At 69.8% G+C, this 26955-nt stretch carries 23 protein-coding genes and 1 pseudogene; 4 read left to right on the forward strand and 20 right to left on the reverse strand.

The window, feature by feature from the left end:
• Positions 1-74: 74 nt before the first annotated feature.
• From AB4Z18_RS08735 to hrcA, 12 genes are all read right to left on the reverse strand, one after another.
• The gene (locus tag AB4Z18_RS08735) at positions 75-1520 is read right to left on the reverse strand and encodes an FtsX-like permease family protein (RefSeq protein WP_441782291.1); all 1446 of its coding nucleotides are present in this window, start codon (positions 1518-1520) and stop codon (positions 75-77) included.
• Positions 1517-2272 (reverse strand): ABC transporter ATP-binding protein, encoded by a 756-nt coding sequence (locus tag AB4Z18_RS08740; protein WP_441782292.1) that lies wholly within the window; start codon positions 2270-2272, stop codon positions 1517-1519. The genes AB4Z18_RS08735 and AB4Z18_RS08740 overlap by 4 nt, the downstream gene beginning before the upstream one ends.
• A gap of 106 nt (positions 2273-2378) precedes the next feature.
• The gene (locus tag AB4Z18_RS08745) at positions 2379-3065 is read right to left on the reverse strand and encodes a response regulator (RefSeq protein ID WP_441782293.1); all 687 of its coding nucleotides are present in this window, start codon (positions 3063-3065) and stop codon (positions 2379-2381) included.
• Positions 3062-4918, reverse strand: coding sequence for a sensor histidine kinase (locus AB4Z18_RS08750; RefSeq protein WP_441782294.1), 1857 nt, complete (start codon positions 4916-4918; stop codon positions 3062-3064). Before AB4Z18_RS08750 ends, AB4Z18_RS08745 begins: the two co-directional genes overlap by 4 nt.
• A gap of 88 nt (positions 4919-5006) precedes the next feature.
• Positions 5007-5900 carry a GTPase Era gene (gene era / locus AB4Z18_RS08755; RefSeq protein ID WP_441782295.1) on the reverse strand — a complete coding sequence of 298 codons (894 nt, stop codon included), beginning with the start codon at positions 5898-5900 and terminating at the stop codon, positions 5007-5009.
• Complete coding sequence (locus tag AB4Z18_RS08760) at positions 5897-7324, reverse strand: hemolysin family protein (RefSeq protein WP_441782296.1); 1428 nt, start codon at positions 7322-7324, stop codon at positions 5897-5899. The genes era and AB4Z18_RS08760 overlap by 4 nt, the downstream gene beginning before the upstream one ends.
• Before the next feature lie 8 nt (positions 7325-7332).
• The gene (gene ybeY, locus AB4Z18_RS08765) at positions 7333-7794 is read right to left on the reverse strand and encodes an rRNA maturation RNase YbeY (RefSeq protein WP_441782297.1); all 462 of its coding nucleotides are present in this window, start codon (positions 7792-7794) and stop codon (positions 7333-7335) included.
• Positions 7795-7801: 7 nt separating this feature from the next.
• Positions 7802-8884, reverse strand: a complete 1083-nt coding sequence (locus AB4Z18_RS08770; RefSeq protein WP_441782298.1) for a PhoH family protein — start codon at positions 8882-8884, stop codon at positions 7802-7804.
• On the reverse strand, positions 8874-9239 hold the full coding sequence (locus AB4Z18_RS08775) for a histidine triad nucleotide-binding protein (RefSeq protein WP_441782299.1): 366 nt from the start codon (positions 9237-9239) through the stop codon (positions 8874-8876). Before AB4Z18_RS08775 ends, AB4Z18_RS08770 begins: the two co-directional genes overlap by 11 nt.
• A 53-nt stretch (positions 9240-9292) precedes the next feature.
• Positions 9293-10021 carry a 16S rRNA (uracil(1498)-N(3))-methyltransferase gene (locus tag AB4Z18_RS08780; RefSeq protein WP_441782300.1) on the reverse strand — a complete coding sequence of 243 codons (729 nt, stop codon included), beginning with the start codon at positions 10019-10021 and terminating at the stop codon, positions 9293-9295.
• A 7-nt stretch (positions 10022-10028) separates the two neighbouring features.
• Positions 10029-11144 (reverse strand): molecular chaperone DnaJ, encoded by a 1116-nt coding sequence (dnaJ, locus tag AB4Z18_RS08785; protein WP_441782301.1) that lies wholly within the window; start codon positions 11142-11144, stop codon positions 10029-10031.
• A gap of 55 nt (positions 11145-11199) precedes the next feature.
• Positions 11200-12222, reverse strand: a complete 1023-nt coding sequence (hrcA, locus tag AB4Z18_RS08790; RefSeq protein ID WP_441782302.1) for a heat-inducible transcriptional repressor HrcA — start codon at positions 12220-12222, stop codon at positions 11200-11202.
• A 157-nt stretch (positions 12223-12379) separates the two neighbouring features.
• Here hrcA and AB4Z18_RS08795 point away from each other — a divergent pair, with 157 nt between their 5' ends.
• On the forward strand, positions 12380-12895 hold the full coding sequence (locus AB4Z18_RS08795) for a DUF4870 domain-containing protein (RefSeq protein WP_441782303.1): 516 nt from the start codon (positions 12380-12382) through the stop codon (positions 12893-12895).
• Between the two features lie 94 nt (positions 12896-12989).
• Positions 12990-13373 carry a DUF4870 domain-containing protein gene (locus AB4Z18_RS08800; protein WP_441782304.1) on the forward strand — a complete coding sequence of 128 codons (384 nt, stop codon included), beginning with the start codon at positions 12990-12992 and terminating at the stop codon, positions 13371-13373.
• Between the two features lie 37 nt (positions 13374-13410).
• Here AB4Z18_RS08800 and hemW read toward each other — a convergent pair whose 3' ends face one another.
• Genes hemW through AB4Z18_RS08820 form a run of 4 tightly spaced genes read right to left on the reverse strand, consistent with a single transcriptional unit; the run spans position 13411 to position 18463 of the window.
• Complete coding sequence (hemW, locus tag AB4Z18_RS08805) at positions 13411-14646, reverse strand: radical SAM family heme chaperone HemW (RefSeq protein WP_441782305.1); 1236 nt, start codon at positions 14644-14646, stop codon at positions 13411-13413.
• Positions 14646-15293 carry a DUF1990 family protein gene (locus tag AB4Z18_RS08810; RefSeq protein ID WP_441782306.1) on the reverse strand — a complete coding sequence of 216 codons (648 nt, stop codon included), beginning with the start codon at positions 15291-15293 and terminating at the stop codon, positions 14646-14648. Before AB4Z18_RS08810 ends, hemW begins: the two co-directional genes overlap by 1 nt.
• Before the next feature lie 60 nt (positions 15294-15353).
• Positions 15354-17204 (reverse strand): translation elongation factor 4, encoded by a 1851-nt coding sequence (gene lepA, locus AB4Z18_RS08815; RefSeq protein ID WP_441782307.1) that lies wholly within the window; start codon positions 17202-17204, stop codon positions 15354-15356.
• A 38-nt stretch (positions 17205-17242) separates the two neighbouring features.
• Positions 17243-18463 (reverse strand): amidohydrolase, encoded by a 1221-nt coding sequence (locus AB4Z18_RS08820; protein WP_441782308.1) that lies wholly within the window; start codon positions 18461-18463, stop codon positions 17243-17245.
• Positions 18464-18549: 86 nt separating this feature from the next.
• Here AB4Z18_RS08820 and AB4Z18_RS08825 point away from each other — a divergent pair, with 86 nt between their 5' ends.
• Together AB4Z18_RS08825 and rpsT are read left to right on the forward strand one after the other, a co-directional pair.
• Entirely contained in the window at positions 18550-19437 is an 888-nt protein-coding gene (locus AB4Z18_RS08825) for an NAD-dependent epimerase/dehydratase family protein (RefSeq protein WP_441782309.1), read from the forward strand.
• Positions 19438-19583: 146 nt separating this feature from the next.
• Positions 19584-19844: a 30S ribosomal protein S20 gene (rpsT, locus tag AB4Z18_RS08830; RefSeq protein ID WP_441782310.1), complete on the forward strand. Its 261-nt coding sequence runs from the start codon at positions 19584-19586 to the stop codon at positions 19842-19844.
• Positions 19845-19936: 92 nt separating this feature from the next.
• Here the strand turns inward: rpsT and holA are convergent, their stop codons facing one another.
• From holA to leuS, 4 genes and pseudogenes are all read right to left on the reverse strand, one after another.
• Positions 19937-20974 carry a DNA polymerase III subunit delta gene (gene holA / locus AB4Z18_RS08835; protein WP_441782311.1) on the reverse strand — a complete coding sequence of 346 codons (1038 nt, stop codon included), beginning with the start codon at positions 20972-20974 and terminating at the stop codon, positions 19937-19939.
• A gap of 284 nt (positions 20975-21258) precedes the next feature.
• A pseudogene (locus AB4Z18_RS08840) lies at positions 21259-23418 on the reverse strand (ComEC/Rec2 family competence protein); the annotation flags it as partial.
• The gene (locus AB4Z18_RS08845) at positions 23418-24164 is read right to left on the reverse strand and encodes a ComEA family DNA-binding protein (RefSeq protein WP_441782312.1); all 747 of its coding nucleotides are present in this window, start codon (positions 24162-24164) and stop codon (positions 23418-23420) included. The gene AB4Z18_RS08845 and the pseudogene AB4Z18_RS08840, both read right to left, overlap by 1 nt.
• A 119-nt stretch (positions 24165-24283) precedes the next feature.
• On the reverse strand, positions 24284-26899 hold the full coding sequence (gene leuS / locus AB4Z18_RS08850; RefSeq protein ID WP_441782313.1) for a leucine--tRNA ligase: 2616 nt from the start codon (positions 26897-26899) through the stop codon (positions 24284-24286).
• Positions 26900-26955: the final 56 nt, after the last annotated feature.

A 26955-nucleotide genomic window follows, 5' to 3' on the forward strand; every position in this document is an offset into this window, starting at 1 on the left:
GCCGCCCCATTATCCCGGGCTCAGTTCATCGATAGCTGAAGCTCTGTGAGAGTTCAGCAACCATCCAGGGCGTGTCACTCCACCGCGAGAGCCGCGACCGGCGACACCCGCGTGGCCCGGCGGGTCGGCGCGAGGGCGGCGACGACCGCGAGTGCGGCCGCTCCGACCAGGATCGCGGCCAGGAACGGCCACGGGAACACCGGCGCGAGCAGACCTCCGCCGGGGATCATCCCGAGCAGGGACTGCGCCCCGATCCAGCCGTACGCCGTGCCGAGGACGAGCCCGGTGGCCACGGAGGCGACGGTCAGCTGAGCGCTCTCGGCGAGCACCATTCGCCGCACCTGGCCCGCGCTGAAGCCGAGGGCGCGCAGCAGTCCCAGCTCGCGCCCGCGCTGCAGGACGCTGAGCGAGAGGGTGTTGACGACCCCGCACGCCGCGATCACAGCGGAGAACCCGACCAGCACCGTGAACACGGCCAGCGTCCCGCCGATCACCTGGTCGGCTCCCTCGTACATGCCCGGCTCGCGCGCGGACGCATCCCGGATCAGCTGCTGCCACGTGGATGCGGCGACCACGAACATCGTGATCAGCGTCACGCCGATGACCAGGCCGATCGCGGTGCGGGAGCTGCGCTCGGGATTCCGCACGGCGTTCGCGGCAGCGAGACGGCCCGCTGCTCCCCGGCCGAGCAGGAGGCCGACGGCCCGCAGAACGGCGGGCAGGAAGAACGGCGCCGCGAGCACGATCCCCGTGAACGACAGGATGCCGCCGGGCAGGGCGATCAGGACCCCGTACGATGACAGGCTCGCGAGCGTCGCACTCACCTTCACGAACGTGCCGAGCCCGAGAAGAAGCCCGAAGACGAGCAGAGCGGCGCCCACGACGATCAGCACCAGCGACACCGCCAGCCGGCCGCGGCTGCGCACCACCGCGGCCGGGCGCTCCTGTGCCGCCCCGAGCGCCTGCATCGGCGTGACGGCGAGCACGCGGCGGCTGCCGACCCACGACGCGAGCCACGTGGTGAGCACGACCGCGACGACCGGAGGCACCATCTCGATGCTGAGGACCGGATACGTCGCCTCCGGGATAGCCCCCGTGACCACGAGGACGCGCACCGCCGCCAGCGCGAGCACCGCGGCGGCCGCGCCCCCGACCGTTCCCCCGATCAGTCCGACGGCCAGCCCCTCGCCCGCGACCGAGCGCCGCTGGGTGCGTGCGCTGGATCCGATCAACCGCAGCAGCGCGATGGTGCGCGTGCGACCCGCGATGACCGTCGCGAACGTGTTGGTGGTGACGATGGCGCCGACGTAGACCGCGACGACGAAGAAGATTCCGGCGACCACGGTGAGGGCGATCTGGACGCTGCCGTGCTCCCCCATGGACGACCCGCCGATGTAGGCGCCGAGCACGTCCACGCCCCCGACCAGCGCCACCCCGAAGGCGGAGCTCAGGGCTGCGACGAGGATTCCCGCCCGATGGTCGCGCGCGTTCGCCCGGAACGCCGAGAACGGCCGGCTCACGCGCGTGCCTCCATCCCGAGCATGAACGACGAGATGTCCTCCGGCGTCGACTGAGGGCGCTCGGCGGCCACCCGGCCGTCGGCCAGGAAGACGATGTGGTCGGCGTAGCTCGCGGCGACCGGGTCGTGGGTGACCATGGCGATGCTCTGCCCGAAGGTCCGGGATGCCTCCTGCAGCACCCCGAGGACCTCGCGCCCGGTGCGCGAATCCAGGTTGCCGGTCGGTTCGTCGGCGAACACGAGGTCCGGCCGCGTCGCGAGGGCGCGAACGATGGCGGCACGCTGCTGCTGACCGCCCGACAGTTCGTGCGGGCGGTGGGTCAGCCGGTCGCGCAACCCGAGCGTGTCGATCAGGTGGTCGATCCACTCGTTCTGCTCCCGGGTCGGACGGCGGCCGTCCAGCTCGAACGGGAGCAGGATGTTGCCCCGCACATCCAGCGTCGGCACCAGGTTGAACGACTGGAACACGAAGCCGATGCGGCGGCGGCGCAGGAGGGTCAGCTCCGCATCCTTGAGGTGGGTGATCTCGGTGTCGCCGAGGAAAACGCGACCTCCGGTGACCGAGTCGAGCCCCGCCATGACATGCATCAGCGTCGACTTGCCGGACCCGCTCGGACCCATGATCGCCGTGAACCGGCCTGCCGGGATGCCGAGGGTGACGCCGTCGAGCGCGTTCACGCGCCCCGCGCCGGTGCCGTAGGTCTTCGTGGCCGCTTCGACGCGGGCCACCGTATCGGTGAGAGTCAGCTCCATGACCTCAACGCTAGGGACGCGGCCTCCCCGGCGGATCGGGCGGCGGGGCGATCCTGTGTCCTCCCTGAGGATGACGCGGAGTGGTACCGCTCGCGCGGCAGCCCGCCTACTCCACCGCCGTGAGCCCGTGCTCGAACGCGTAGACCACCATCTGCACGCGGTCACGCAGGCCGAGCTTGGCGAGGATGCGCGAGATGTGCGTCTTCACCGTGGCCTCGCTCAGGAACTCGGAGCCGGCGATCTCGGCGTTGCTCAAGCCCCGGGCCGCGAGCACGAAGATCTCGCGCTCGCGCGAGGTGAGGGATGCGAATTCCGGCGGCTCCGGGAGGCTCGGCTGTGCGGAGGAGAAGTACTCGAACAGCTCGCGGGTCGCGCCGGCGGCGATCACGGCGCTCCCGGCGTGGACCGTGCGGATCGCGGCGAGCAGGAACTCCGGCTCGGCGTCCTTCAGCACGAATCCGCTCGCGCCGCCGCGGATCGCCCGGGCGGCCGCCTCGTCGAGATCGAATGTGGTCAGGACGACGATGCGTGGCGGCGTACGGCCCGCCCTCTCCGCCTCCTCGATCATCGTGCTCGTCGCAGCGATGCCGTCCATCACGGGCATCCGGATGTCCATGAGCACCACATCCGGACGGGTCTCCGCCGCCAGCCGGACGCCCTCCTGGCCGTTGCCCGCCTCCCCCGCGAACTCGAGGTCGCCCTGCGAGCTCAGCAGCATCCGGACGCCGGCTCGGAACAGCGGCTGGTCGTCCACCAGCAGCACCCGGATCGGTGCCGCCTCCACCCCGCTCACGCGGCCGCCCCCGGGAGGAAGGCCGTGACGACGAACTCGCCGTCGACGGGCCCCGCGGTGAGCGAGCCGCCGGCGAGCGAGGCGCGCTCGCGCATCCCCGGGAGTCCGTGCCCGATGCGCGGCAGCGCCCCGGTCGTGGTCGGTTCGAGGGTGGTGTCTCTCATGCTGTTCCTCACGGTGATGACAAGGCCTGGGCCGCGGTCGGCGGGCGCCTCCGCGAGCACGACGCTCGCGGGGCTGCCGGTGTCGCCGTGCCGCAACGCGTTGGTGAGCGCCTCCTGCACGATGCGGAAGGCAGCGAGCTGTTGCGCGGAGCCGAGCCCCGCCACCTCTCCGTGGCGCTCGAGGGTGACGGGGAGCCCGGCCGAGCGGATGTGCTCGACGGTCAGGTCGAGGTCCGCCAGCGACGGCTGCGGGCCGTCGTGCTCGCCCGGCTGGCGTGGAGTGTCGGAGGGATGCGACTGGCGCAGTTCCGCCAGCAGCACGCGCACGTCCCCGAGCGCCGAACGGGCGGTGGATGCGATGGTCGCGAGCGCCTCATCCACCGCGTCCGGGTCCGAGTGGCGGGCGTAACGGGCCCCGTCGGCTTGGGCGATGACAACGGCGAGCGAGTGGGCGACGACGTCGTGCATGTCGCGGGCGATGCGCGTCCGCTCCTGCTCGACCACCACGTCCTCCACCGCGCGGTTGCGGTCGAGTTCGGCCTCGGCACGGGCGCGGCGGGCCACCCGGGCGTTCCGCCAGGTGCGCGCGAGCAGGCCGAGAACCCACGAGAGCCCGAGCACCGTGATGCTGACAACGAACAAGAACGCGAACTGCAGCGCGACGCTGGCGATCGCGCTCGACAGCAGGTCGTAGTAGTTCTGCGCGACCGCCGAGGTCACCGTCAGGTACAGCGCCGCGACGAACGCGCCGATGCCCGCCGAGATGAGTCCGGCGCCCCGCACGATTCGGTCGCCGTACCTCGCCGTGGCGTACAGCACGATCAGCACGCCCAGGTCGCTGACCAGGATGCTGTGGCCGGTCGTCATCTGGAGCACCGCCGCGAGCCACGCGATCACCAGGGCGACCGCCGGCGACAGCCGGCGCAGGGCGACGGCCACCGCGAAGGCGGTCAGCACGACGAAGGCAGCGCGGTCCTGCTCGCCGACGACCAGGCAGAACACCTCGAACAGGACGGCCCCGAGGATGTCGGCCGTCAGCTGGGTCCGCGTCAGCCGCCGGACCAGCACAGCACGATCGGTCTCGTCCTCGGTGACCTCTGCTCCCCCGTTCGAGGCCAGCCAGACGAGCATCGACGGCCCGCGCCCGGCCGTCTCCGCGCGCTGCCGAGCCACCAGGAAGCCGAGCAGCCATCCGGCGACGAAGATCACCGCCAGGAGCAGGCTCATCAGCAGGAAACCGACTCCCTGGCTGGTGTAGTAGCCGCCGATCACCGGGCCGAACTGTGGGAACTTCAGGTCGCCGCGCACCGTGAACAGGTACGCCAGGGCGGGCGCGAACAGGATCGCCGACCCGAAGTCGAACCAGCGCAGCACCCGACCGCCGTGCGCCGCGACACCGACGAGCGCCGCGACGACAGCGATCGCCGCGATGATCCGGAACGCGCCGTCCATCGGCTCCTGCTCGGTCAGCTCCAGCAGCACAGCGATCCAGACGAGCCCCAGCGCGACGGCCGGAAGGATGCGCGACAGCGCCACCGCGGCGCAGTAGAACACGAGCGCGAGTCCCGCCGCCATATCGAACGGGAGGCCGGTGACCAACCAGGCCGCGAACAGCGCGAGCGCGAGCGCAGGCTCCAGCACCCAGCGGTGCGGCGCCAGGGCGCTCAGGAGTCGGCGGCGGTCGGGCATGCTTCTACCGTACGGTCCGGCGCACCGCGGCCGGGCATCCGGTCACCGGAATCATCCTCGGGATGTACGGGGCCCCGCTGACGCCGGCTCAGAACCCGAGTCGGCCCAGCTGCTTCGGGTCGCGCTGCCAGTCCTTCGCGACCTTCACCCGGATCGACAGGAACACGTGACGGCCGAGTAGCTGCTCGATCGGCACACGGGCGGTCGCACCCACATCGCGGATGCGGCTCCCGCCCTTCCCGATCACGATCGCCTTCTGGCTGTCGCGCTCGACGAACAGGTTCGCGTAGACCTCGACGAGGTCCTTGTCGTCGCGTTCCACGATGTCGTCGATGGTCACCGCGAGCGAGTGCGGCAGTTCGTCCTCGACGCCCTCCAGCACCGCCTCGCGGATCATCTCGGAGATGCGGTCCTCCAGGCCCTCGTCGGTGATCGCCTCCTTGGGGTAGAGCGGCGCCGGCGAAAGGGGCAGCAGCTTCATCAGTTCGGAGGTCAGTGTCTCCAACTGGATGTTGCTCACCGCCGACACGGGGACGATCGCCTCCCACTCCCGCAGGGCCGACACCGCGAGCAGCTGCTCGGCGACCTGCGCCTTGCCGGTCGCATCCACCTTGGTGACGATGGCCACCTTCTTGGCGCGCGGGTAGTCGTCGAGCTGCTCGTTGATGAAGCGGTCGCCCGGGCCGATCTTCTCGTCAGCCGGGATGCAGAACCCGATGACGTCCACGTCGCCGAGGGTCGACTGCACGAGCGTGTTCAGACGCTCGCCGAGCAGGGTGCGCGGGCGGTGGATGCCCGGGGTGTCGACCAGGATGAGCTGGCCGTCCTTCTGGTGCACGATCCCGCGGATCGCGCGCCGGGTCGTCTGCGGCTTGGAACTCGTGATGGCGACCTTCTCACCGACCAGGGCGTTGGTCAGCGTCGACTTGCCCACGTTGGGGCGGCCTACGAACGAAACGAATCCGGCGTGGTACTCGGTCACGATCTGGTCTCCTGTGCGGTGTGTCGGGAGTCGCCGTGGCGGGACTCGCTGTGCCGGTCGCTGCGGTCCGACCGTTCGTGGCGTTCGTGGCGTTCGGGACGCTCCGGGCGTTCGTGGCGTTCCGGCCGTTCGGTGCGATCCGGGCGTTCGGTGGGCTCGGGCAGCAGGGCCGCATCCCGCTCCACCAGCACCGTCGCGACGTGCTTGTGCCGACCCTCGATGCGGTCGACCGTGAACCTCAGCCCGTGCACCGTGACGGTGGAACCGACCTCCGGCAGGCGCCCGAGCGCCTTGGTGACGAGGCCGCCGACGCTGTCGACGTCCTCCTCCTCGATCTCGATGTCGAACAGTTCGCCGAGGTCGTCGATGGGCAGGCGCGTGGCGATCCGGTAGCGGCCCTCGCCGAGCACCTGGATGAGCTCCAGCTCATGGTCGTACTCGTCCGAGATGTCTCCGACCAGTTCCTCGATGAGGTCCTCGAGCGTGACCAGGCCCGCGATGCCGCCGTACTCGTCCACCACCATTGCCAGGTGATTCGATTCGCGCTGCATCTGGGCGAGCAACGCGTCGGCCTTCTGCGATTCGGGCACGAACAGGGCTGGCCGTGCCAGTTCGCGCACGGTGATGTCGTCGGCGCCGAGCGGCCGCTCGTAGCTGAGCTTGGCCGCATCCCGCAGGTAGAGGATGCCGACCACTTCGTCGGGGTCGCCGCCGTCGATGACGGGCATGCGCGAGACGCCGGTGCTGAAGAAGAGTCCCATCGCGGTGCCGAGGCCGGCCGTCGAATCCACGGTGACCATGTCGGTTCGCGGGATCATCACCTCCCGCACCACCGTCGCGTTGAACTCGAAGATCGAGTGGATGAGCTCGCGGTCGTCCTCTTCGAGCACGTCGAACTCGGTCGCCTCATCCACGATCGAGAGGAGCTGCTCCTCGCTGGTGACCGGCGCCGACCGGGCGCGCGACGGCGTCACCCGATTGCCGAGCGCGACCAGCCCGCCCGGGATGGGCCCGAGGACCACGCGCACGAAGCGGACGATCGGCGCGGTCAGCCGCAGCAGCACGGGCGCGTTCGCCCGGCCCACGCTGCGGGGGCTCACGCCGACCAGCACGAAGGACACCGCAGTCATGATCAGGGCCGCGAGGATGAGCGAGACCCACCACTCCGCGAAGATCTGCTCGAAGGCGAGCGTCACGAGCACCGCGGCCGTCGTCTCGGCGAGGAGACGGGTGAAGCTGATCGCGTTGAGGTAGGCGCCCGGATCCTCCGCGATCGAACGGAGGGACTTCTTCGCACGGGACGTCTCGGCCAGGTCGGCGATGTCGCCACGCGACTGCACCGCCAGGGCGGAGTCGACGGCGGCCATCAGACCGCCGAAAGCCACCAGCAGGAACGCGACGATGAAGAACAGCGCCTGCAGCATCCCGCCCCCTACCGCTGTCGGTCGTAGCGCGCGAACCCGACGAGGATGTCGCGCTGGATGGCGAACATCTCGCGCTCCTCGGCCGGCTCGGCGTGGTCGAAGCCCAGCAGGTGCAGGATGCCGTGCGTCGTCAGCAGGAGCAGCTCATCCATCAGGGAGTGACCGGCGGTCTCCGCCTGCACCTGGGCGACCTGCGGGCAGAGCACGACGTCGCCGAGAAGCCCGGCGGGCGACGGCTCCTCCTCCGTGCCCGGGCGGAGTTCGTCCATCGGGAAGCTGAGCACGTCGGTCGGGCCCGGCTCGTCCATCCACTGAACGTGCAGCTGCTCCATGGCGGCCTCGTCGACGAGCACGATCGCGAGCTCGGCGTCGGGATGCACGTGCAGGATGTCGAACGCGTAGGTGGCGAGCCGCTGCAGGGCGGCCTCATCCACCGCGATGGTCGACTCGTTGTTGATCTCGATGCTCACTCCGGCCCTATCGTCGCTTCGGGAGGTGGTCGCGCGGCGATCCGCCGCGGCGCTCGGCGCGGTTCGCGAACTCGGCCGCCTGCTCGCGCTCGTAGTGCCGCGCCTGCTGGCGCGCGTCGTACTCGGTGTAGGCGTCGACGATACGGCCGACGAGGCTATGGCGCACGACGTCTTCGCTCGTCAGCCGGGCGAAGTGGATGTCGTCGATGTCGTTGAGCACGCGGGTCACCAGGCGCAGGCCGCTCGCCGCGTTGGGCAGGTCGACCTGGGTGATGTCGCCGGTGACGACCATCTTCGAGTTGAAGCCCAGACGCGTGAGGAACATCTTCATCTGCTCCGGCGTCGTGTTCTGCGCCTCATCGAGGATGATGAACGAGTCGTTCAGGGTCCGGCCGCGCATGTATGCCAGAGGCGCGACCTCGATGGTGCCTGCGGCGAGAAGCTTCGGGACGAGGTCCGGGTCCAGCATTTCGTTGAGCGCGTCGTACAGAGGCCGCAAGTACGGGTCGATCTTGTCCGTCAGCGTGCCGGGCAGATAGCCGAGCCGCTCCCCCGCCTCCACCGCAGGACGGGTCAGGATGATGCGGGTCACCTCTTTGCGCTGGAGCGCCTGCACGGCCTTCGCCATGGCGAGGTAGGTCTTGCCGGTACCGGCCGGGCCGATCCCGAACACGATCGTGCTGTGGTCGATCGCGTCGACGTACTGGCTCTGCCCGAGCGTCTTCGGGCGGATGCTCTTGCCGCGGGCGGTCAGGATGGCCTGGCCGAGCACATCCGCCGGGCTCAGGTTGAGGTCGGTGCCGAGCATCTTGGCCGAGCTCGTGACCTCGGCGGGCGACAGTTCCTGGCCGTTGCGCACCATCTGCAGCAGCTCCTCCACGAGGCGCTGTGCGGCCGCAACCTGCGTCGGGTCGCCGGCGAGGGTGATCTCGTTGCCGCGCACGTGCACGCTGACCAGCGGATACTGGCGCTCGAGCGTGGTCAGCAGGCGGTCCTGCGGGCCGAGCAGGCGGACCATCTGCACGCCGTCGACGCTCAGCCGGGCTTCGGCGCCCTCGTCAGGGGCCGCGGTCGAATCGCTAGAGGGCAAGGCTTCCTTCCTCGAGCCCGCCTTCGCCGGCGGCGCTCAGTACATGTGCATGGACGTGGAACACGGTCTGACCCGCGCCCTCGCCCGAGTTGAAGATCAAGCGGTAGTCGCCGTCGCCGTATTCCCCGGCGAGGCGTTTGGCGGTCGCCACCAGCTCGGCGAGGAGCTCGGGGTCACCGGCGGCAAGCTCCGCGACGTCGCGGTACTGCTCCGTCTTCGGAACGACGAGCAGGTGCAGCGGCGCCTTCGGGGCGATGTCGCGAAACGCGATCAACCGCTCCGAGTCGTAGACGACGTCGGCTGGGATCTCGCCCGCGATGATGCGGGAGAAGATCGAACGCTCCGTTTCTGCCATGCTTCCATCCTATTCGCGGGGGACGACAACGGCGGGGGTGTCCGCCCAGGGCGTCACCAGCGGTGGAGGGAGGCGTTCAGCACGGCGAGGGCGGCAGGGCCTGCGGTGGACGTGCGGAGCACCGTGCTGCCCAGCCGCACGATCTCGGCACCTGCCTCACGGAACAGGGCGAGCTCCTGCGGAGCGATGCCGCCCTCCGGGCCGACGACCAGAACCAGATCGCGGCCATCCGGCTCGATAGCGGTCAGCGGAGTGTCGGCGTCGGGCTCCAGCACGAGCACACGGCTGCCGCCGGCCAGTGCGGCGACCTGCTTCGTCGTCGCGAGCTCGGCGACCTCCGGCGTCCACGCGCGGATCGACTGCTTCGCCGCCTCCCGCACGATCGCCGCCCAGCGCTCTCGGCCCTTCGCGACCTTGGCGCCTTCCCACCGGGAAACCGACCGGGAGGCGGCCCACGGCACCACCGCATCCACGCCCAGTTCGGTGGCCGCCTGCACTGCGAGTTCATCGCGGTCGCCCTTGGCCAGAGCTTGCACCAGCGTGACGAGCGGAGCCGGGCGCTCCACGCGCGAGACGGACTCCACGTCGATGGTGAGCTCGGTGTTCGTGGAGACGAGAACCTCGCCCGAGGCGACCAGTCCTCGGCCGTTGCCGATCAGCACCGACTCGCCCGGACGCGTGCGGTTCACGGTCGCCGCGTGCTTCGCCTCGGCGCCGGTCAGCGACAGCCGGGCGCCGACCCCGACGTCGTCGAGATCCTCACGCAGGTAGAGGGATGCCACAAGCGGCTCAGAGGTTGAGGAACCGGTCGCGCAGCTTCGCGAACAGCCCCTGCTGGAACCGCGCGAGCGACGGCTCCGGGCCCGCGTGGGTCGCCGCGAACTTCTTGATCAGCTCTTTCTCCTTGTGGTCGAGCTTCGTGGGCGTGACCACCTGGATGCCGACCCGCAAGTCTCCGCGGCCGGCGCCGCGCAGGTGCGTGATGCCGCGGTCCTTCACCGTGATGATGTCGGCGGACTGAGTCCCCGGCTTGAGTTCGAGCCGGATGTCGCCGTCGAGCGCCTTCATGGTCGCCGTGGTGCCGAGGATGGCATCCGTCATCGACAGCTCCAGCGTGCAGAGCAGGTCGTCGCCGTCGCGGCTGAACACCTCGTGGTGCTTGACCTTGATCTCAAGGTACAGGTCGCCGTTCGGGCCACCGGCGGGGCCGGCCTCGCCGCTGCCCGGCATCTGCAGGCGCAGGCCGGTGTCGACACCCGCGGGGATGTCGACCGGCACGGAACGCCGGGCGCGGACGCGGCCCTGACCCTGGCAGGTCACGCACGGCGTCGCGATGACGGTGCCGTAGCCGCGGCAGGTGCCGCAGGGGCTCGAGGTCATCACGTTGCCGAGGAGCGAGCGCACGGAGCGCTGGATGCTGCCGGTGCCGTGACAGATGTCACACGTCACCGGCTGGGTGCCCGGCTGGCAGCACGAGCCGTTGCAGGTCTCGCAGACGACCGCCGTATCGACCTCCAGGTCGCGGTGCGTGCCGAAGATGACCTCGTCCAGGTCCACCTCCACGCGGAGCAGGGCGTCCTGGCCGCGCTCGCGGCGCGACCGCGGACCGCGCGTCGCCCCTCCACCGCCGCCGAAGAACGTCTCGAAGATGTCGCTGAACCCGGCGAAGTCGCCGGCTCCTGCGCCCCCACCGAAGCCGCCGGAGCCGCCCAGGTCGTACTGCTGGCGCTGCTGCGGATCGCTGAGGACGTCGTACGCGTGCGTGACGAGCTTGAAGCGCTCCTGCGCCTCAGAACTCGGGTTGACATCCGGGTGCAACTCGCGCGCGAGCCGGCGGTACGCCTTCTTGATCTGGTCGGGGCTGGCGTCGCGCTCGACGCCGAGGACTTCGTAGTGGTCGGCCACGTAGGCTGTTCCTTCTTCTTCTCGATCGCGTGTTGTGGTCTCGGTCGCAGGCGGCCTACTGGTCGCCGAGCAGCCGGGAGAGGTAGCGGGCGACCGCGCGGACGGCCGCCATGTTGCCGGAGTAGTCCATGCGGAGCGGCCCGAGCAGGCCCACGCGGGCCACATCCGATCCCGCTGCACTGTAACCACTGGAGAGGATGGATGCTTCCGTCAGCCCGAACACCGCGTTCTCGCGCCCGATGCTGACGGCGACGCCGTGCTGGTCGGTCGCCATCTCGTCGAACAGCCGGAGCAGGACGACCTGCTCTTCGATCGCCTCCAGCACCGGTGTGATGCTGCCGGGGAAGTCGTGTTCGGTGCGCACGAGGTTCGCGGCGCCGGCCATGACCAGCTTCTCTTGCCGATTGGCAGCGATCTGGTCGAGCAGGGCACCCACGACCGGTTCGACCAACTGGCGGGTGCGTTCGGTCAGCGCCTCCGGCAGTTCGCGCAGTCGTGCGGTCGCCTCTGCCAGGGTCAGCCCGGCGGCGGCGCCGTTGATCGCGCCGCGGATCTCGGCAACATCCTCGTCGCTGATCTCGTCGTGCGACTCGATCACGCGCTGCTCGACGGCCCCCGAGTCGGTGATCAGCACGCTGAGCAGCCGACGCGGCGCGAGGGCCACCAATTCGATGTGCCGGATGCGCGAGCGCGCCACCGACGGGTACTGCACCAGGGCGACCTGGCTCGTGAGCTGCGAGAGCAGGCGCACCGTGCGCGAAAGCACGTCGTCGAAGTCGAGGGACTCGCCGAGGAACGTCTCGATCGCCGTGCGCTGGGCAGGTGTCAGCGGGCGCACCTCTGCGAGGTGGTCGACGAACAGCCGGTAGCCCTTGTCGGTCGGCACGCGGCCCGAGGAGGTGTGCGGGGCTGCGATCAGCTCCTCTTCCTCCAGCAGCGCCATATCGTTCCGGATGGTGGCCGCCGACACGCCGAAGGAGTGCCGCTCCACGATGCTCTTGGACCCGACCGGCTCCCTCGACGCCACGTAGTCCTGGACGATGACGCGCAACACTTCGAGGCTGCGTTCCGAGACCATCTCCGCCTCCCGTCGACCGATTAGCACTCGCTGTTCCTGAGTGCCAATCCTACCGCGCCGAAACGCGGTGAGGATGATTGCTGCCTGAGACTCGCCCGCAGTACCGTATGGGCACCGGTTCGACAGCGTTGCAACCGATCATGAAAGGGTTCCGCCGATGACAGACCCGAACCAGCCCTCCGACCCCGCGGACGGTGTCCCCCCGCAGCAGCCCGGCGGCGTCCCCCCGCAGCAGCCGTACTCGAACGTACCGCCCCAGCAGCCGTACTCGCAGCCCGCCGGCGCGCCCCAACAGCCCTACCCCGCCCAGGCCGCGCCGCTCGACCCGGCCCAGGACAAGCAGTGGGCGTCGTTCGCCCACCTCGGCGGCATCCTCTGGATCCTTCCCTCCCTGATCATCTGGCTCGTCTTCAAGGACCGCGGACGCCTCACCGACCAGGAGGCGAAAGAGGCCCTCAACTGGCAGATCACCTGGATCATCGCCTGGGTCGCCTCCCAGATCATCGGGATCATCATCGGCAGCTTCACCTACGGCATCGGCTACCTGCTGTTCGGGCTGCTCATCCCGTGGGCGCTGTACATCGTGAACCTCGTGTTCTCGATCCTCGGTTTCGTCCGCGTGAACAGTGGAGGCACGTACCGCTACCCGGTGAACTTCCGCTTCATCAAGTAGCCATAGCGCGTTCAGGCTCTTTTCAGCCTGGGGCCCCGCGCCCTAGGCTGGATTGAACACGTCCACCCCTGGTCCTTCAGAGGAGAACAGCACCATGTCCGCGACACCCCCGCCGCCCCCACCACCCCAGCAGCCGTACGGAGGGGCGCAGCAACTCAGCCCCGCAGACGAGAAGCTGTGGGCCACCCTCGTGCAGGTCGGCGGCATCCTGTTCAACTGGATCCCGGCGCTGATCGGCTACCTCGTGCTGAAGGACCGCGGCCCGTTCGTGCGCGCACACACCGCGACGGCGCTCAACTTCCAGATCACCATCTTCATCGCGTACATCGTCGGCGGCATCCTGTCGATCGTCGTCGTCGGCATCTTCATTATCATCGCGGCGTGGGTGATCAACATCGTGTTCAGCATCATCGCCGCCGTGAAGGCCAACCAGGGCGAGTACTACACGTACCCGATCGCTATCCGATTCGTGAGCTAAGCGAGCGGCCGGTCGGCCTCGTCCGCTGGGCGAGCCGTCAGGCGGCCTCGTCCGCCAGCAGCCGGCGCACGACCGCGTCGGCAAGGAGCCGCCCCCGCAGGGTCAGCACGATCGACCCGCGAAGGGCGGCTCTTCCGTCTACCAGCCCGTCCGCGATCAGCCCGGGAACCTCGTGTCGCCCGGCCTCCCCGAGTTCAGTGGTGCGCAGACCGTCGCGGATGCGCGAGAGCAGCAGCACCCGCTCCACGTGGCGGGTCTCCGTGTCGAGCGTCTCGCGCCCGGCTGCCGGAGACTCGCCGGCGAGGACGCGCTGCGCGTACGCGGCGGGATGCTTCACGTTCCACCAGCGGACGCCTCCGACGTGACTGTGCGCGCCCGGACCGATGCCCCACCAGTCGTGGCCGAGCCAGTATGCGAGGTTGTGCCGCGAGCGGTGGGCCGCATCCGTCGCCCAGTTGCTGACCTCGTACCAGTCGTAGCCGGCGTCGGCGAGCCGGGTGTCGGCGAGCTCGTACATGTCGGCCTCGAGGTCGTCATCCGGCTCGGGCACCTGGCCGGACCGGATCTGGCGGGCCAGCTTCGTTCCCGGTTCGACGATCAGGGCGTACGCCGACAGATGGTCGGGCTGGCAGGCGAGCGCGGTGTCGAGGCTCTGCGACCAGTCGTCGAGCGACTCCCCCGGCGTCCCGTAGATGAGGTCGAGGCTGACCTGAAGGCCCGCCTCGCGCGCCCAGCCGACGACCATCGGGATTCGCGCCGGGTCGTGGGTGCGCTCCAGTGTCTCGAGGACATGCGGGACGGCGGATTGCATCCCGAACGACACGCGGGTGAACCCGGCGTCGGCGAGGCGCCGCAGGTCGTCGGCATCGACCGAGTCGGGGTTCGCCTCGGTGGTCACCTCCGCACCGTCGGCGAGACCCCAGGTGTCCCTGACCGCGCCGAGCATGGCGCTGAGGTCGCCGGGTGGCAGCAGCGTGGGGGTGCCGCCTCCGAAGAAAACGGTCGACACCGGACGGTCGGGGATCCCGCTGGCGCGGAGCGCACCCGCGGCGAACTCCACCTCCCGAACCGCGTGCCCGGCGTAGTCCGACTGCGAGACCCCGCGCAGCTCGGTGGCCGTGTAGGTGTTGAAGTCGCAGTACCCGCAGCGCACGCGGCAGAACGGCACGTGCAGGTAGACGCCGAAGTCGCGGGTCTCGGTGCCGTCGGCGGCGGTCGCGGGGAGCAGACCGTCGGCGGGCGCCGGGTCACCGAGCGGAAGGACGCTCGGCATCAGGCGGACCGGACGGGGTGGAGCGCGCGCAGGTACTTCGCGGTGAACCGGCGCTGCACGAGGCCGAGCACGGGCGAGACCAGGCGGTAGAACGCGTTGGATGGTCGGGACAGCGCGCGGAGCAGGAACCAGACCGTCCCGTCCTCACGCTGTTCGACGAGGAACAGCTCCTCACCGCTTTCCGGGTGGCCGTGCAGGGTGCCGTAGGCGAAACCGCGCCGGTGCGGCTCGTCGATGACGTAGACGACGCGGATAGGCGCGGACACCCGGAACGGGCCGAACGGGATCTTCAGGACCGCGGTCATCCCGTTGCGGACGAAGGGCGTTCCGTCGTCGGCGAAGACGTCCTCCTCAGGCCGGTTGGTGCGCATCCTGACCGGTGTGCCGTCCGGGCCGAACTCGACGCCCTCGTATTGCACGCCGGTGCCCTCGTGGACGTCCGTGACCTGGATGCCGCTGCCCTTCTGCACACCCCACGCCATCAGCGCGGTGGCCGCGGTCTCGAAGCGCTCGTCGCCGCTGCCCAGCCGGATGCTGCGCTCGAGCGGCTTGTAGCCCTTCGGCGGGTAGTACAGCAGATCGGCCGCCTGGGTGCCGCCGACCGCCCCGTACGTGACGGGTTGATCGGTGAACGTGGAGCGGCGCATGTATTCATCTTCCGCCATGTCCCCGGGGTTCGCGAAACGAGCTGCGACCGCCGGGACTCGTTACTTCTTGTCCTTCTTCTCCGTGTCGCCGGAGAGCGCCGCGATGAAGGCCTCCTGGGGGACCTCGACGCGGCCGACCATCTTCATGCGCTTCTTGCCCTCCTTCTGCTTCTCGAGGAGCTTGCGCTTTCGCGTAATGTCGCCGCCGTAGCACTTGGCGAGGACATCCTTACGCATCGCGCGGATGTTCTCGCGCGCGATGATGCGGGCGCCGATGGCGGCCTGGATGGGCACCTCGAACTGCTGGCGCGGGATGAGCTCGCGCAGACGGGACGCCATCATGGTGCCGTACGCGTAGGCCTTGTCGCGGTGGACGATCGCGCTGAACGCATCCACCGCCTCACCCTGCAGCAGGATGTCGACCTTCACGAGGTCCGACTCCTGCTCTCCGAACGGCTCGTAGTCGAGCGAGGCGTAACCGGCGGTCTTGGACTTCAGCTGGTCGAAGAAGTCGAACACGATCTCGCCGAGGGGCATCGTGTAGCGGATCTCGACGCGGTCCTCGCCGAGGTACTCCATGCCGAGGAGCGTCCCGCGGCGACCCTGGCACAGCTCCATGATGACCCCGACGTAGTCCTTCGGGGCGAGGATGGCGGCCTTGACGACCGGCTCCTCGACCTTCTCGATCTTGCCACCGGGGAACTCGCTCGGGTTGGTGACGGTGACGGTCTTCTTGTCCTCCGTCGTCACCTCGTAGATCACGCTCGGGGCGGTCGTGATGAGGTCGAGGTCGAACTCCCGCGACAGCCGCTCGGTGATGATCTCGAGGTGCAACAGGCCGAGGAAGCCGCAGCGGAAGCCGAAGCCCAGGGCGACGGAGGTCTCGGGCTCGTAGACGAGCGCCGCATCCGACAGCTTCAGCTTGTCGAGGGCTTCACGCAGTTCGGGATAGTCGCTGCCGTCGAGCGGGTACAGGCCGGAGAAGACCATCGGCTTCGGCTCGGTATAGCCGGGCAGGGCCTGAGTGGCTGGCTTCGCCGCCGTCGTGATCGTGTCGCCGACCTTCGACTGGCGGACGTCCTTCACGCCGGTGATGAGGTAGCCGACCTCGCCGACGCCGAGCCCCTTGGAGGGCGTCGGCTCGGGCGAGGAGACCCCGATCTCGAGGATCTCGTGGGTGGCCCTCGTGGACATCATCTGCACGCGCTCGCGCGGGTGGAGCGTGCCGTCGACCATGCGGACGTAGGTGACGACGCCGCGGTAGCTGTCGTAGACGGAGTCGAAGATCATCGCGCGGGCCGGGGCGTCGGCGGCGCCAACGGGCGCGGGGATCTCGGCGACGACGCGGTCGAGGAGCGCCTCGACACCCATGCCGGTCTTGCCGGACACGCGCAGGACGTCCTCCGGGCGGCCACCGATCAGGCTGGCGAGCTCCTGAGCGTACTTCTCGGGGTCGGCCGCCGGCAGGTCGATCTTGTTCAGCACCGGGATGATCGTGAGGTCGTTCTCCAGGGCGAGGTACAGGTTGGCGAGCGTCTGCGCCTCGATGCCCTGGGCCGCATCCACCAGCAGGATGGCGCCCTCGCACGCGGCGAGGGAGCGCGACACCTCGTAGGTGAAGTCGACGTGCCCGGGGGTGTCGATCATGTTCAGCGCGAAGGTCTGCCCGTCGACCTCCCACGGCATGCGGACGGCCTGGCTCTTGATCGTGATACCGCGCTCACGCTCGATGTCCATCCGGTCGAGGTACTGGGCGCGCATGTCCCGGTCGGAGACCACGCCGGTGATCTGCAGCATCCGGTCGGCCAGGGTCGACTTGCCATGGTCGATGTGCGCGATGATGCAGAAGTTGCGGAGGGAGGCCGGGTCGGTCGCGGCGGGCTCGAGGGCCTGAAGAGCTCGTGGTGACATCGTCCGGCCATTCTCCCATGAACGCTCGGTGGCCGTCGTCAGGCGAATCGCTCGGCGCGCTCGGCGACGTGGCCGCGCCCGTCCTCGAAGCGGTAGACCTCGGCGCCGCCGATGTAGACGCGCTCGGCGCGCGAGTTCACATCGAGCGGGTCACCCGACCAGACCACCACATCGCCGTCGAGCCCCACGGCCAGCGAGCCGACGCGGTCGTCGAGACGGAGGAATGCCGCAGGGTTCATGGTCAGGGCTTCGAGCGCGGTCTCCCGCGGCAGGCCGTCCTTCACCGCCAGAGCTGCCTGGTACACGAGGAAGTTGATCGGCACGACCGGGTGGTCCGTGGTGATCGCGACCCGGACTCCGGCCTGGGCGAGGGTGGCGAGATTGGCGATCGCCCGGTCACGGAGCTCGACCTTGGAGCGCGAGGTGAACATGGGCCCGAAGATCACCGGGATGTCGCGCTCGGCCAGAACGTCCGCGATCTTGTGGGCCTCCGTGCCGTGGTTGATGACCAGGCGGTAGCCGAACTCGTCCGCGAGGCGCAGCGCGGTCGCGATGTCGTCGTGACGGTGGGTGTGCTGATCCCAGGCGAGGTCGCCGTCGAGCACGCGGACCAGGGTCTCCTTCGCGAGGTCGCGGTCGAAGGGCTTGCCCTCCAGCTGCGCCTCGTCGCGGCGGGTCCGGTAGTTCTGGGCGTCCACGAACGCCTCGCGGATGATCATGGCGACGCCGAGACGCGTGCTCGGGGTCTGATTCTTGGCTCCGTAGACACGCTTGGGGTTCTCGCCCAGAGCCGACTTCACACTGACGGCCTCGCGGATGACCTGCTCGTCGATGATCCGTCCGCCCCAGGTCTTGATCGCCACGGTCTGGCCGCCGATCGGGTTGCCCGATCCGGGCTTCACCACGACCGAGGTCACACCGCCGGAAAGGGCATCGCGGAACCCTTCGTCGTCGATGTTGATCGCGTCGATCGCGCGGACCGCCGCAGTGTTCGGCGTCGTCATCTCGTTGGTGTCGTCGCCGGCCGGGCCGTTCGCCTCCTCGTGGATGCCGACGTGCCCGTGCGATTCGATGAAGCCGGGAAGCACCCACTTGCCTGCCGCATCCACCACGGTCACGTCATCGGGGATCTCGATGTCGCCCGCTGCTCCGACCGCGTGGATGACGCCGTCCCGAATGAGGACGACGCCGCTCTCGATCGGCTCCTGCGAGACGGGGACGACGTAACCGTTGACGATGGCGATGCTGGTGGAAGTCATGGAAGGAGCCTACGCGCGTGGCCCGGCGGGCTCCGAGGGGACGGCAACCTGGGGAATGTTCGCGGGCATCTGATGTTGTGGACGATATGAACATCCTTCTCACCGGCGCGACCGGCTTCATCGGATCGGCCGTTCTCCCCCGTCTTCTCGACGAGGGCCACGCCATCACCGCCCTCGTCCGCGACGAGGCCAAGGCAGCTGCAGTCCAGATGGCGGGCGCCACGGCGCTCATCGGCGACGCGAGTGACGCCGCTCTCGTGGAGCGTGCCGCGCGGGCCAGCGACGGCGTCATCCACCTGGCCTCCTCGAAGGACGTGGATGCCGTGCTCGTCCCCGCGGTCCTTGCCGGACTCGCCGACTCGGGAAAGCCGTTCGTGCACACTGGCGGAATCTGGACCTATGGCTCGTGCGACGACATCACCGAGGAGTCCCCGGCCGCGCCACCTGTCCTGACCGCCTGGCGGGCGACGGGCGAGCGTCTGGTGCTCGCGGCGGAGGGCGTGCGCGGCACCCTCGTCGTCCCCTCGATCGTCTACGGGCACGGCAAGGGCCTCGCGAACGTGATCGTGGACGCGCCCCGCGGCACAGGCGCCGTCCCGACGCTCCGTCTCATCGGCGATGGGTCGCAGCACTGGGCGACGGTGCATGTCGACGATCTGGCGGCGCTCTACGTGCTCGCCCTGGAGAACGGCACGGCGGGACACACCTACATCGGCGCCGGCGGGCACAACCCCACGGTCCGCGAACTCGGCGAAGTCGCCGCCCAGGCCGCGGACGTGGCCGGCGGGGTCGCTGCCGAGTCTCTCGAAGAGACGACCTCGCGGCTGGGCGAAGGACTCGCGGAGGCGCTGCTGCTCGATCAGCAGGCACGCGGAATCCGCGCGAGGGTGGAGCTCGGATGGGAGCCGAACGGCCCTGCGCTGTCGGAGGAGCTGCTCGTCGGGTCGTACGCGCCCGCACGCGTCGGACGGTGACCGCACACCGTTTTGGTGGGAGGGTGCAATCGCTGGTAATGTTGTTTGTTGGCTTGCGTGTGGATGTGTCCGCACGAAACGCCGCAAGGCGCCCTCTCCGCTGAGCGGCACATCCCTAACTCACTCCAGAACGAAAGTGACCATTCGTGGCAAACATCAAGTCGCAGATCAAGCGCAACGGCACCAACAAGAAGGCGCAGGAGCGCAACAAGGCCGTGAAGAGCCAGCTCAAGACGGCCATCCGCGCCACCCGCGAGGCTGTCTCCGCCGGTGACAAGGACAAGGCGACCGCGGCGCTGCGCCTCGCCGCGAAGAAGATCGACAAGGCTGCCAGCAAGGGCGTAATCCACAAGAACCAGGCGGCGAACCGCAAGTCGGCAATCGCCAAGCAGGTCGCCGCGCTCTAAGCGACGACCGCCCGCGGGACCTGTCCCGCGCCGCTAGCGAGCCCCCGTCAGGACTACGGTCCGGGCGGGGGCTCGCTGCATGTGCGGTGCGCTCAGTCGCGACCGCGGGCGCTGATGATGCGGATCATCCGCTCGAGCGCGAACACCGGGTCGCGTCCTCCGCCTTTGACGTTGGCATCGGTCTCGGCGAGGAGCTCGATGCAGCGTCCCAGGCCGTCCTCGGTCCAGCCCTGGAGGTCGCGGCGTGCGCGGTCGACCTGCCACGGAGCGAGGCCGAACTGCTGGGCGAGCTGCCCGGAGCCGCCTCGCGACCCCGAGATCTTCGCCATCGTGCGGATCTTGCTGGCGAAGGCGGCCACCATTGGGACCGGGTCGGCGCCGGACGCAAGGGCGTGACGCATGGTCACCAGCGCTTCGCCGTGCCGACCGGCGATCGCGGCGTCCGCGACCTGGAAGGCGTTGGTCTCGACGCGCCCTCCGTAGTACTTGTCGACCGTGGCCTCGGTGATCTGCTCCGAGGAGTCGGACAGGAGCTGCTGGCACGCCGCCGCGAGCTCGGCGAGGTCGTCGGAGAACGCCGACGTGATCGCGCGAAGCGCGCCCGGCGTCACCTTGCGTCCCGCCGCCGCGAACTCGGCCTGGGTGAAGTCGTACTTCTCGGCGTCCTTCTTCAGTTCTGCGCAGACGACTTCTATGCCTCCACCGGAGCCGGAGCGGATGGCGTCGAGCAGCTTCTTGCCTCGGACGCCGCCGCCGTGCCGCAGCGTGACGACCGTGCCTTCGGCGGGAGAGCTCAGATAGTCGAGCATGTCGGCGAGGAACGCGTCGTTGCACTTCTCCACGGCTTCGACCCGGATCAGCCGCGGCTCACCGAACAGGGAGGGGCTCGCGAGGGTGAGGAGCTCTCCGGGGGCGTAGTCACCGGCATTGAGGTCGCTGATCTCGAGGCTGGGGTCGTCGGCCTTGAGCGCATCGCGAAGGGTGCGGACGGCACGTTCGGCGAGGAATCCCTCGGTCCCTGTGACGAGCACCACGGGCGCCGCGCGGATCTGATTCCACGGGACCTGCGGGATCGCGCTCGCGGCACGCGGCTTGCTTGCGCCGGCTCTACTGCTGCCTCGGGTCGCCACGGGTCTCCTCGTCGGGGTCGGGAGCCGTCCTGTTCCGGCCCTGCGTATCCAGGATACGGGCGACCACCGGCACTGCTCGTCGCGGCGTGCTCGCTCCACAGCTGCACCCCGGAGGGACCGGGCGATACGAGCAGCAGGCCGGACTCGTCGGTCCGTGCGACCGCCGTTCCCGAGTCCGCCAGCAGCTCCAGCGCACGTCGGGTGGGATGCCCGTAGCCGTTGTGCGCGCCGACGGACACCAGGCCCACCCTCGCCCCGAGCGCCTGATAGAGCGCGGCGCTTTGGTCGGCGGAGCCGTGGTGGGCGACCTTCACCACATCCACGGGCCGGATGGCTCGCGTGGCGAGAAGGGCATCCTGTGCCTGCTCGCCCAGGTCGCCGAGGAAGATCGAGCGGACTCCCCGACCCTCCGCCTCGAGCGTCAAGCTCCCGGCGTTACCGGTGTCCTCCGCCGCGCCGGAGGTGGCGAGGGTCTCCCGGCCCTTCCCGCCGAGAGGCCAGAGCAGCCGCCAGGACAGGGCACCCAGCCGGCCCTGGAGCCCGGCGTGGCCCTGCTCCAGCGGTACCCCGGCGGACTCCAGCACGGCCAGCGTCCGTTCGTCGGCGTCCCGCACGGGACGCTGAACGATCGCGCGATCAGCCCGTTGCGCCACCGATGCGACACCGCCGACGTGGTCCGCGTCGAAATGAGTGAGGAGAAGGAAGTCGAGTCTGTCGATCCCGAGCCGGTCGAGGCACGCTGTCGCCGGTTCCGGCTTCCGTCCCACATCGATCATGGCCGTCGAGTCGCCATCGCGGATGAGCACGCCGTCTCCCTGCCCGACGTCGCACGCGGCGATCTGCCAGTCGGCGGGGATGGCCAGCGCACGGCCCACCGCGCTGCCACCCAGTGCCCCTGTGTACACGACAGCGCCGAGACAGAGCGCGACCACGGCCGTGGCCGACACGAGGCGCGGAGCTCGACGGGCGAGAAGCAGGACTCCGACCGCGAGAAGGACGACACCGCTGAGGACCACTCCGACCGCCCCGGGCGCCCACGGCAGTGCGACGCCGGGTAGTCCGCTCGCGAAGGTCGCGACGTGCGCGATCCATGCCGACGGCGCCCACGCCAGCCACACCACGAACTGACCCACGGCGGGCGCCCAGGGCAGCAGTGCGCAGGCGAGGCACCCGAGCACGGTCGCGACGGGCGCTGCCGGCTCGGCGAGCAGGTTCGCGGGGATGCCGAACAGCGGCAGCGTCGGCGTCAGCAGCACCAGCACCGGCTGGCAGGCCAGCTGCGCCGCGGTCGGGACGGCCAGTGCGATCGCGAGTGAGCGCGGCATCCATCGCGAGAGCACCCGGCTCAGCGGGCCCGCGAGGACCAACAGGCCCGCCGTCGCCAGCACCGAGAGGGCGAAACCGTAGTCGCGCGCCAGCCAGGGGTCGTTGACCAGCAGCGCGATCACCGCGAGGCCGAGCGCAGGAACGCCGTCAGCCGGCCGACCGCGTGCCAACCCGATGAGCAGCACGACGGCCATCGCTGCGGCGCGGATCACACTCGCTCCCGGACCGACCAGCGCCACGAAGGCCAGGAGCGAAGTGAACGCCGCGAGGATGCGCATCCGCCGCCCGGCCCCCGCCAAGCGGGCGAGGCCGAAGACGAGTCCGATCACCAACGCGCAGTTCGCCCCCGACACCGCTGTGAGATGACTCAGCGACGACGCCTTCATCGCTTCGTCGAGCTGTTGCGAGACGGCCGTCTCATCACCGATCGCGAGGCCCGGAAGCAGCGCTCCCCCGTCACCCGGCGTCACGCTCGCCGCCTCGGCGAAGCCGGTGCGGATCACGGCGGTCCACGCGACCCACAACGGCGGATGCTCCGAGACGGCAGGAGGCTGGTCGCCACTCACCCGGATCGTATAGGTCGTCGCCTCCCCCGGCTCGTTGAGGACGACCGTTCCCTCCACTTCGATCACCGCGCCCAGCGCGAGGACTCTCGCCTCCCGCTCGCCGGCCCCGAACAGCACCGAGACCGGGATGGACGCGTGCGGCTCGACCGTCCTGCCCCGAACGCTCCACCGCGAGGCCCCGTCGAAGCCGGCAGCGACGCGCTGCGGCGCTCGCTCCACACGGACGCGGAGGTCCGCTGTCTCGAAGGCGTCGGCGGCGGCATCCAGCTCCGGGGAGGACCGACCGGGCGCCTGCGTGGCGACGATGGCGGCGGCCAACCCGGCAGCCGCGAGCACCGTCGCGATCAACGGACCTATCCGCGTGATCCGCCCCTGCGATGTCAGGGCAACCCGGCCCGCTCCCGGCCGGCCGATCAGCGCGGCGCAGACAGCGACAACGGCCGAAGCCGCCGAAACGATCGCAACGATCCAAGCGACGTCGGGAAGCCCGATCAGCACCGCGCAGCAGACCCACAGGGCCACGGCGGGAAGAGCCAGCCGAAGGTCGGGCATCACACCGTCACCCGATCCTTCAGGCCGTCGAAGAGCTTCTGGCCGATGCCGGAGACCTTCAGGAGATCCGTCGCCTGGACGAACCGGCCGTTGGCCGCTCGCCAGTCCAGGATGCGCTGGGCGAGCGCCGGGCCGATCCGCGGAAGGTTCTCGAGCTCGGGCTGAGTCGCCGTGTTCAGATTGACGGGCGCTCCGGGGACGGCCGCCGCCCCTCCAGGACTGCTCCCAACGTTCGCGACGGCGCCGGAGGGCGGCTGCTCGCCCACCCGCGGAACGACCAGCTGCTCGCCGTCGGCCACCGGCCGGGCGAGATTCAGGGCGGCCGCATCCGCTCCGTCGGCGAACCCTCCCGCTGCAGCGACCGCGTCGACGACCCGCGCCCCGGAATGCAGGACGACGAGACCGGGTGTTCGAACCGCGCCGGTGACATGCACGATCGCGCTGCTGCCCGCCGTGTCCGGCCCGGATCCAGGCGAGGAGGGGGCGCGCGAGACGGCGCCCGTGCCGGTCGGCAGCGGAAGCGAACTCCCCCGCTGCGCGGTCGCCGACACGAGCACCGCTACGACGGCCGCCACGATGAGCAGCACGACGGCCGCTCCGACCCCGACCCGCACCCGCCGCGGACGTCGCCCGTCGTTCCCGTCGCCATCCCCCGGCACTTCCACATCCGGCGCAGGGCCGGCGGAGCCGTCGCTCAGCTCGGGCGGTGGCCCGTCGAGGTCGGAGGAATCGGAACGATGTCGCATCCCTTCACGCTAGGAAGAGCCGCCGCTCCCGAACCGCCCGAGAGCGAAGAGGTGGACAAACGCCCAGGGCGCCGGATTGTGCACGACAATCCGACGCCCTCGGGCGCGAGCGACCGACCTCAGCCGCGCGGCTTGGTAGCGATGTTCACCAGCCGCGGCGCGCGCACGATCACGTTGACGATCTCTCGGTCCCCGACCGAGCGGACGACCGCCTCCAGGCCGCGAGCCAGCGCCTCCAGCTCGTCGGACGCGATCTTGGGCGACACCTCCAGCCGGTCACGGACCTTGCCGTCGACCTGCACCACGGCCGTCACGGACTCCTCGATCAGCAGCGTCGGGTCGGGCTTGCGCCACTGCGCCAGCGCCACCGACGGCTCGTAGCCGAGCTTGCTCCACATGTCCTCGGCGGTGTACGGCGAGAACAGGTTGAGCGCCATCGCGGTGACCTCGGCGGCCTCGCGCACGGCGGCATCCGCCGGGCCTGCTCCCGTGTCGATCGCCTTGCGGGTGGCGTTCACCAGCTCCATCAGGCGAGCGACGACCACGTTGAACTTGAACGACTCGATGAGCCCTGGGGCGTCCGCCAGGAAGCGGTGGGTCACCCGGCGGAGGGCCGGGTCGCCGGTCTTCCAGACCACATCCGGAGCGCTCGTCACGTCGTCCGCGATACGCCAGGCGCGCGCCAGGAACTTGGCACTACCCGACGGCGACACGTCCGCCCAGTCGATGTCGTCCTCCGGGGGGCCGGCGAAGGCCATCGTCAGGCGCACCGCATCCACACCGTGCTCGTCCAGCTGCTCGGACAGCTTGACCAGGTTGCCGCGCGACTTCGACATGGCTGAGCCGTCCATCAGCACCAGGCCCTGGTTCAGCAGGGCCGTGAACGGCTCCGTGAAGCTGATGTAGCCGAGGTCGAACAGCACCTTGGTGATGAACCGCGCGTACAGCAGGTGCAGGATGGCGTGCGAGACGCCGCCGATGTACTGGTCGACCGGCGCCCACTTCTCCGCCTCGCGCGGGTCGAACGCCTGCGTGTCGTCCTTCGGCGACAGGAAGCGCAGGAAGTACCACGAGCTGTCCACGAAGGTGTCCATGGTGTCCGTGTCGCGCTTCGCCGGTCCGTCGCAGTTCGGGCAGGAGACGTTCACCCAGTCGCTCGCGGCGCCCAGCGGGCTGGTGCCCTTCGGCTGCAGGTCGAGGCCTTCAGCCGGCGGCAGCAGCACGGGCAGGTCGGACTCGGGAACCGGCACCTCGCCGCACTGCTCGCAGTGGATGATCGGGATGGGCGTGCCCCAGTACCGCTGGCGGGAGATCAGCCAGTCGCGCAGGCGGAAGTTCTTCGCCGGCGCGCCCAGCTTGGAGCTCTGCAGAGCCTCGGTGACCCGGCGGATGGCGTTCGACTTGCTCAGGCCGTCGAACGGTCCCGAGTTGATCAGCCGGCCCTCGCCGGTCAGCGCGACACCCGTCTCGGAGGGGTTCTCGAGCGCCGCCTCGTCCGGCAGGATCGGCTCGCCGGTCGCAGGGTCCGTGTGGATCACCGGGATGGCACCGGTCACCGGCTGCGTGGTGTCGACGACCACGCGCACCGGCAGGTCGAAAGCGCGCGCGAAGTCGAGGTCGCGCTGGTCGTGCGCGGGCACGGCCATGATCGCGCCGTGACCGTAGTCGCTCAGCACGTAGTCGGCGGCCCAGATCGGCAGCCGCTCACCGGTCAGCGGGTTGATCGCGTGGCGCTCGAGGAACACGCCGGTCTTCTCGCGCTCGGTGCTCAGGCGGTCCATCTCGGTGGTGCCGCGCACAACGTCCAGGTAGTCGTCGAAGCGCTTCTTGACCTCGGGACGCGCACCCTCGACCAGCTCGGCGGCCAGGTCGGAGTCGGGCGCCACCACCATGAACGTCACGCCGTACAGCGTGTCCGGACGGGTCGTGTAGACGGTGACCGGCTCGTCGCGTCCCTCGATCTGGAAGGTGACGTCAGCGCCGGTCGAACGTCCGATCCAGTTGCGCTGCATGGAGATGACCTTGGACGGCCACGCGCCCTCCAGCTGGTTCAGGTTGTCCAACAGCCGGTCCGCGTAGTCGGTGATCCGGAAGTACCACTGGGTCAGCTTCTTCTTGGTGACCAGGTGGTCGCAGCGCTCGCAGCGTCCGTTCACGACCTGTTCGTTCGCCAGCACCGTCTGGTCGAAGGGACACCAGTTGACCTGGCTCGCCTTGCGGTACGCCAGTCCCTTCTCGTACAGCTTCAGAAACAGCCACTGGTTCCAGCGGTAGTACTCGGGGTCGCTCGTCTGCAGCACGCGGTCCCAGTCGAAGCTGGGCGCGTAGCGGCGCATGCTGGCCTTCTGCTGCGCGATGTTGTCGTACGTCCAGCCGCGCGGGTCGAGCCCGCGCTTGATGGCGGCGTTCTCGGCGGGCAGGCCGAACGCATCCCAGCCGATCGGGTGCAGTACGTTGAAGCCCTGCTGGCGCCAGTACCGGGCGACCACGTCACCCAGCGCGTAGGCCTCGGCGTGGCCCATGTGCAGGTCGCCGGAGGGGTACGGGAACATGTCGAGGATGTACTTGCGCGGACGCGTGTCGGCGGGGTCGTCGGTCGCGAAGGGCCGGAGCTGCTCCCACACCGGGAGCCACTTGTCCTGGATCGCCGCGAAGTCGTACTGGGCGCGCTCGGCGCGGGTGTCCTGCGGGGTGCTCGCTGCCGTGGTGCCGGCTGCGTCGTGCTCGTGTGCCACGTGACTCTCAATCTGGGTTCCGTCGTGCCGTCGGCGGGATTCGGACGGCACGGAAG

Source organism: Leifsonia sp. 2TAF2, from assembly GCF_052115085.1.
Classification (GTDB): domain Bacteria; phylum Actinomycetota; class Actinomycetes; order Actinomycetales; family Microbacteriaceae; genus Leifsonia.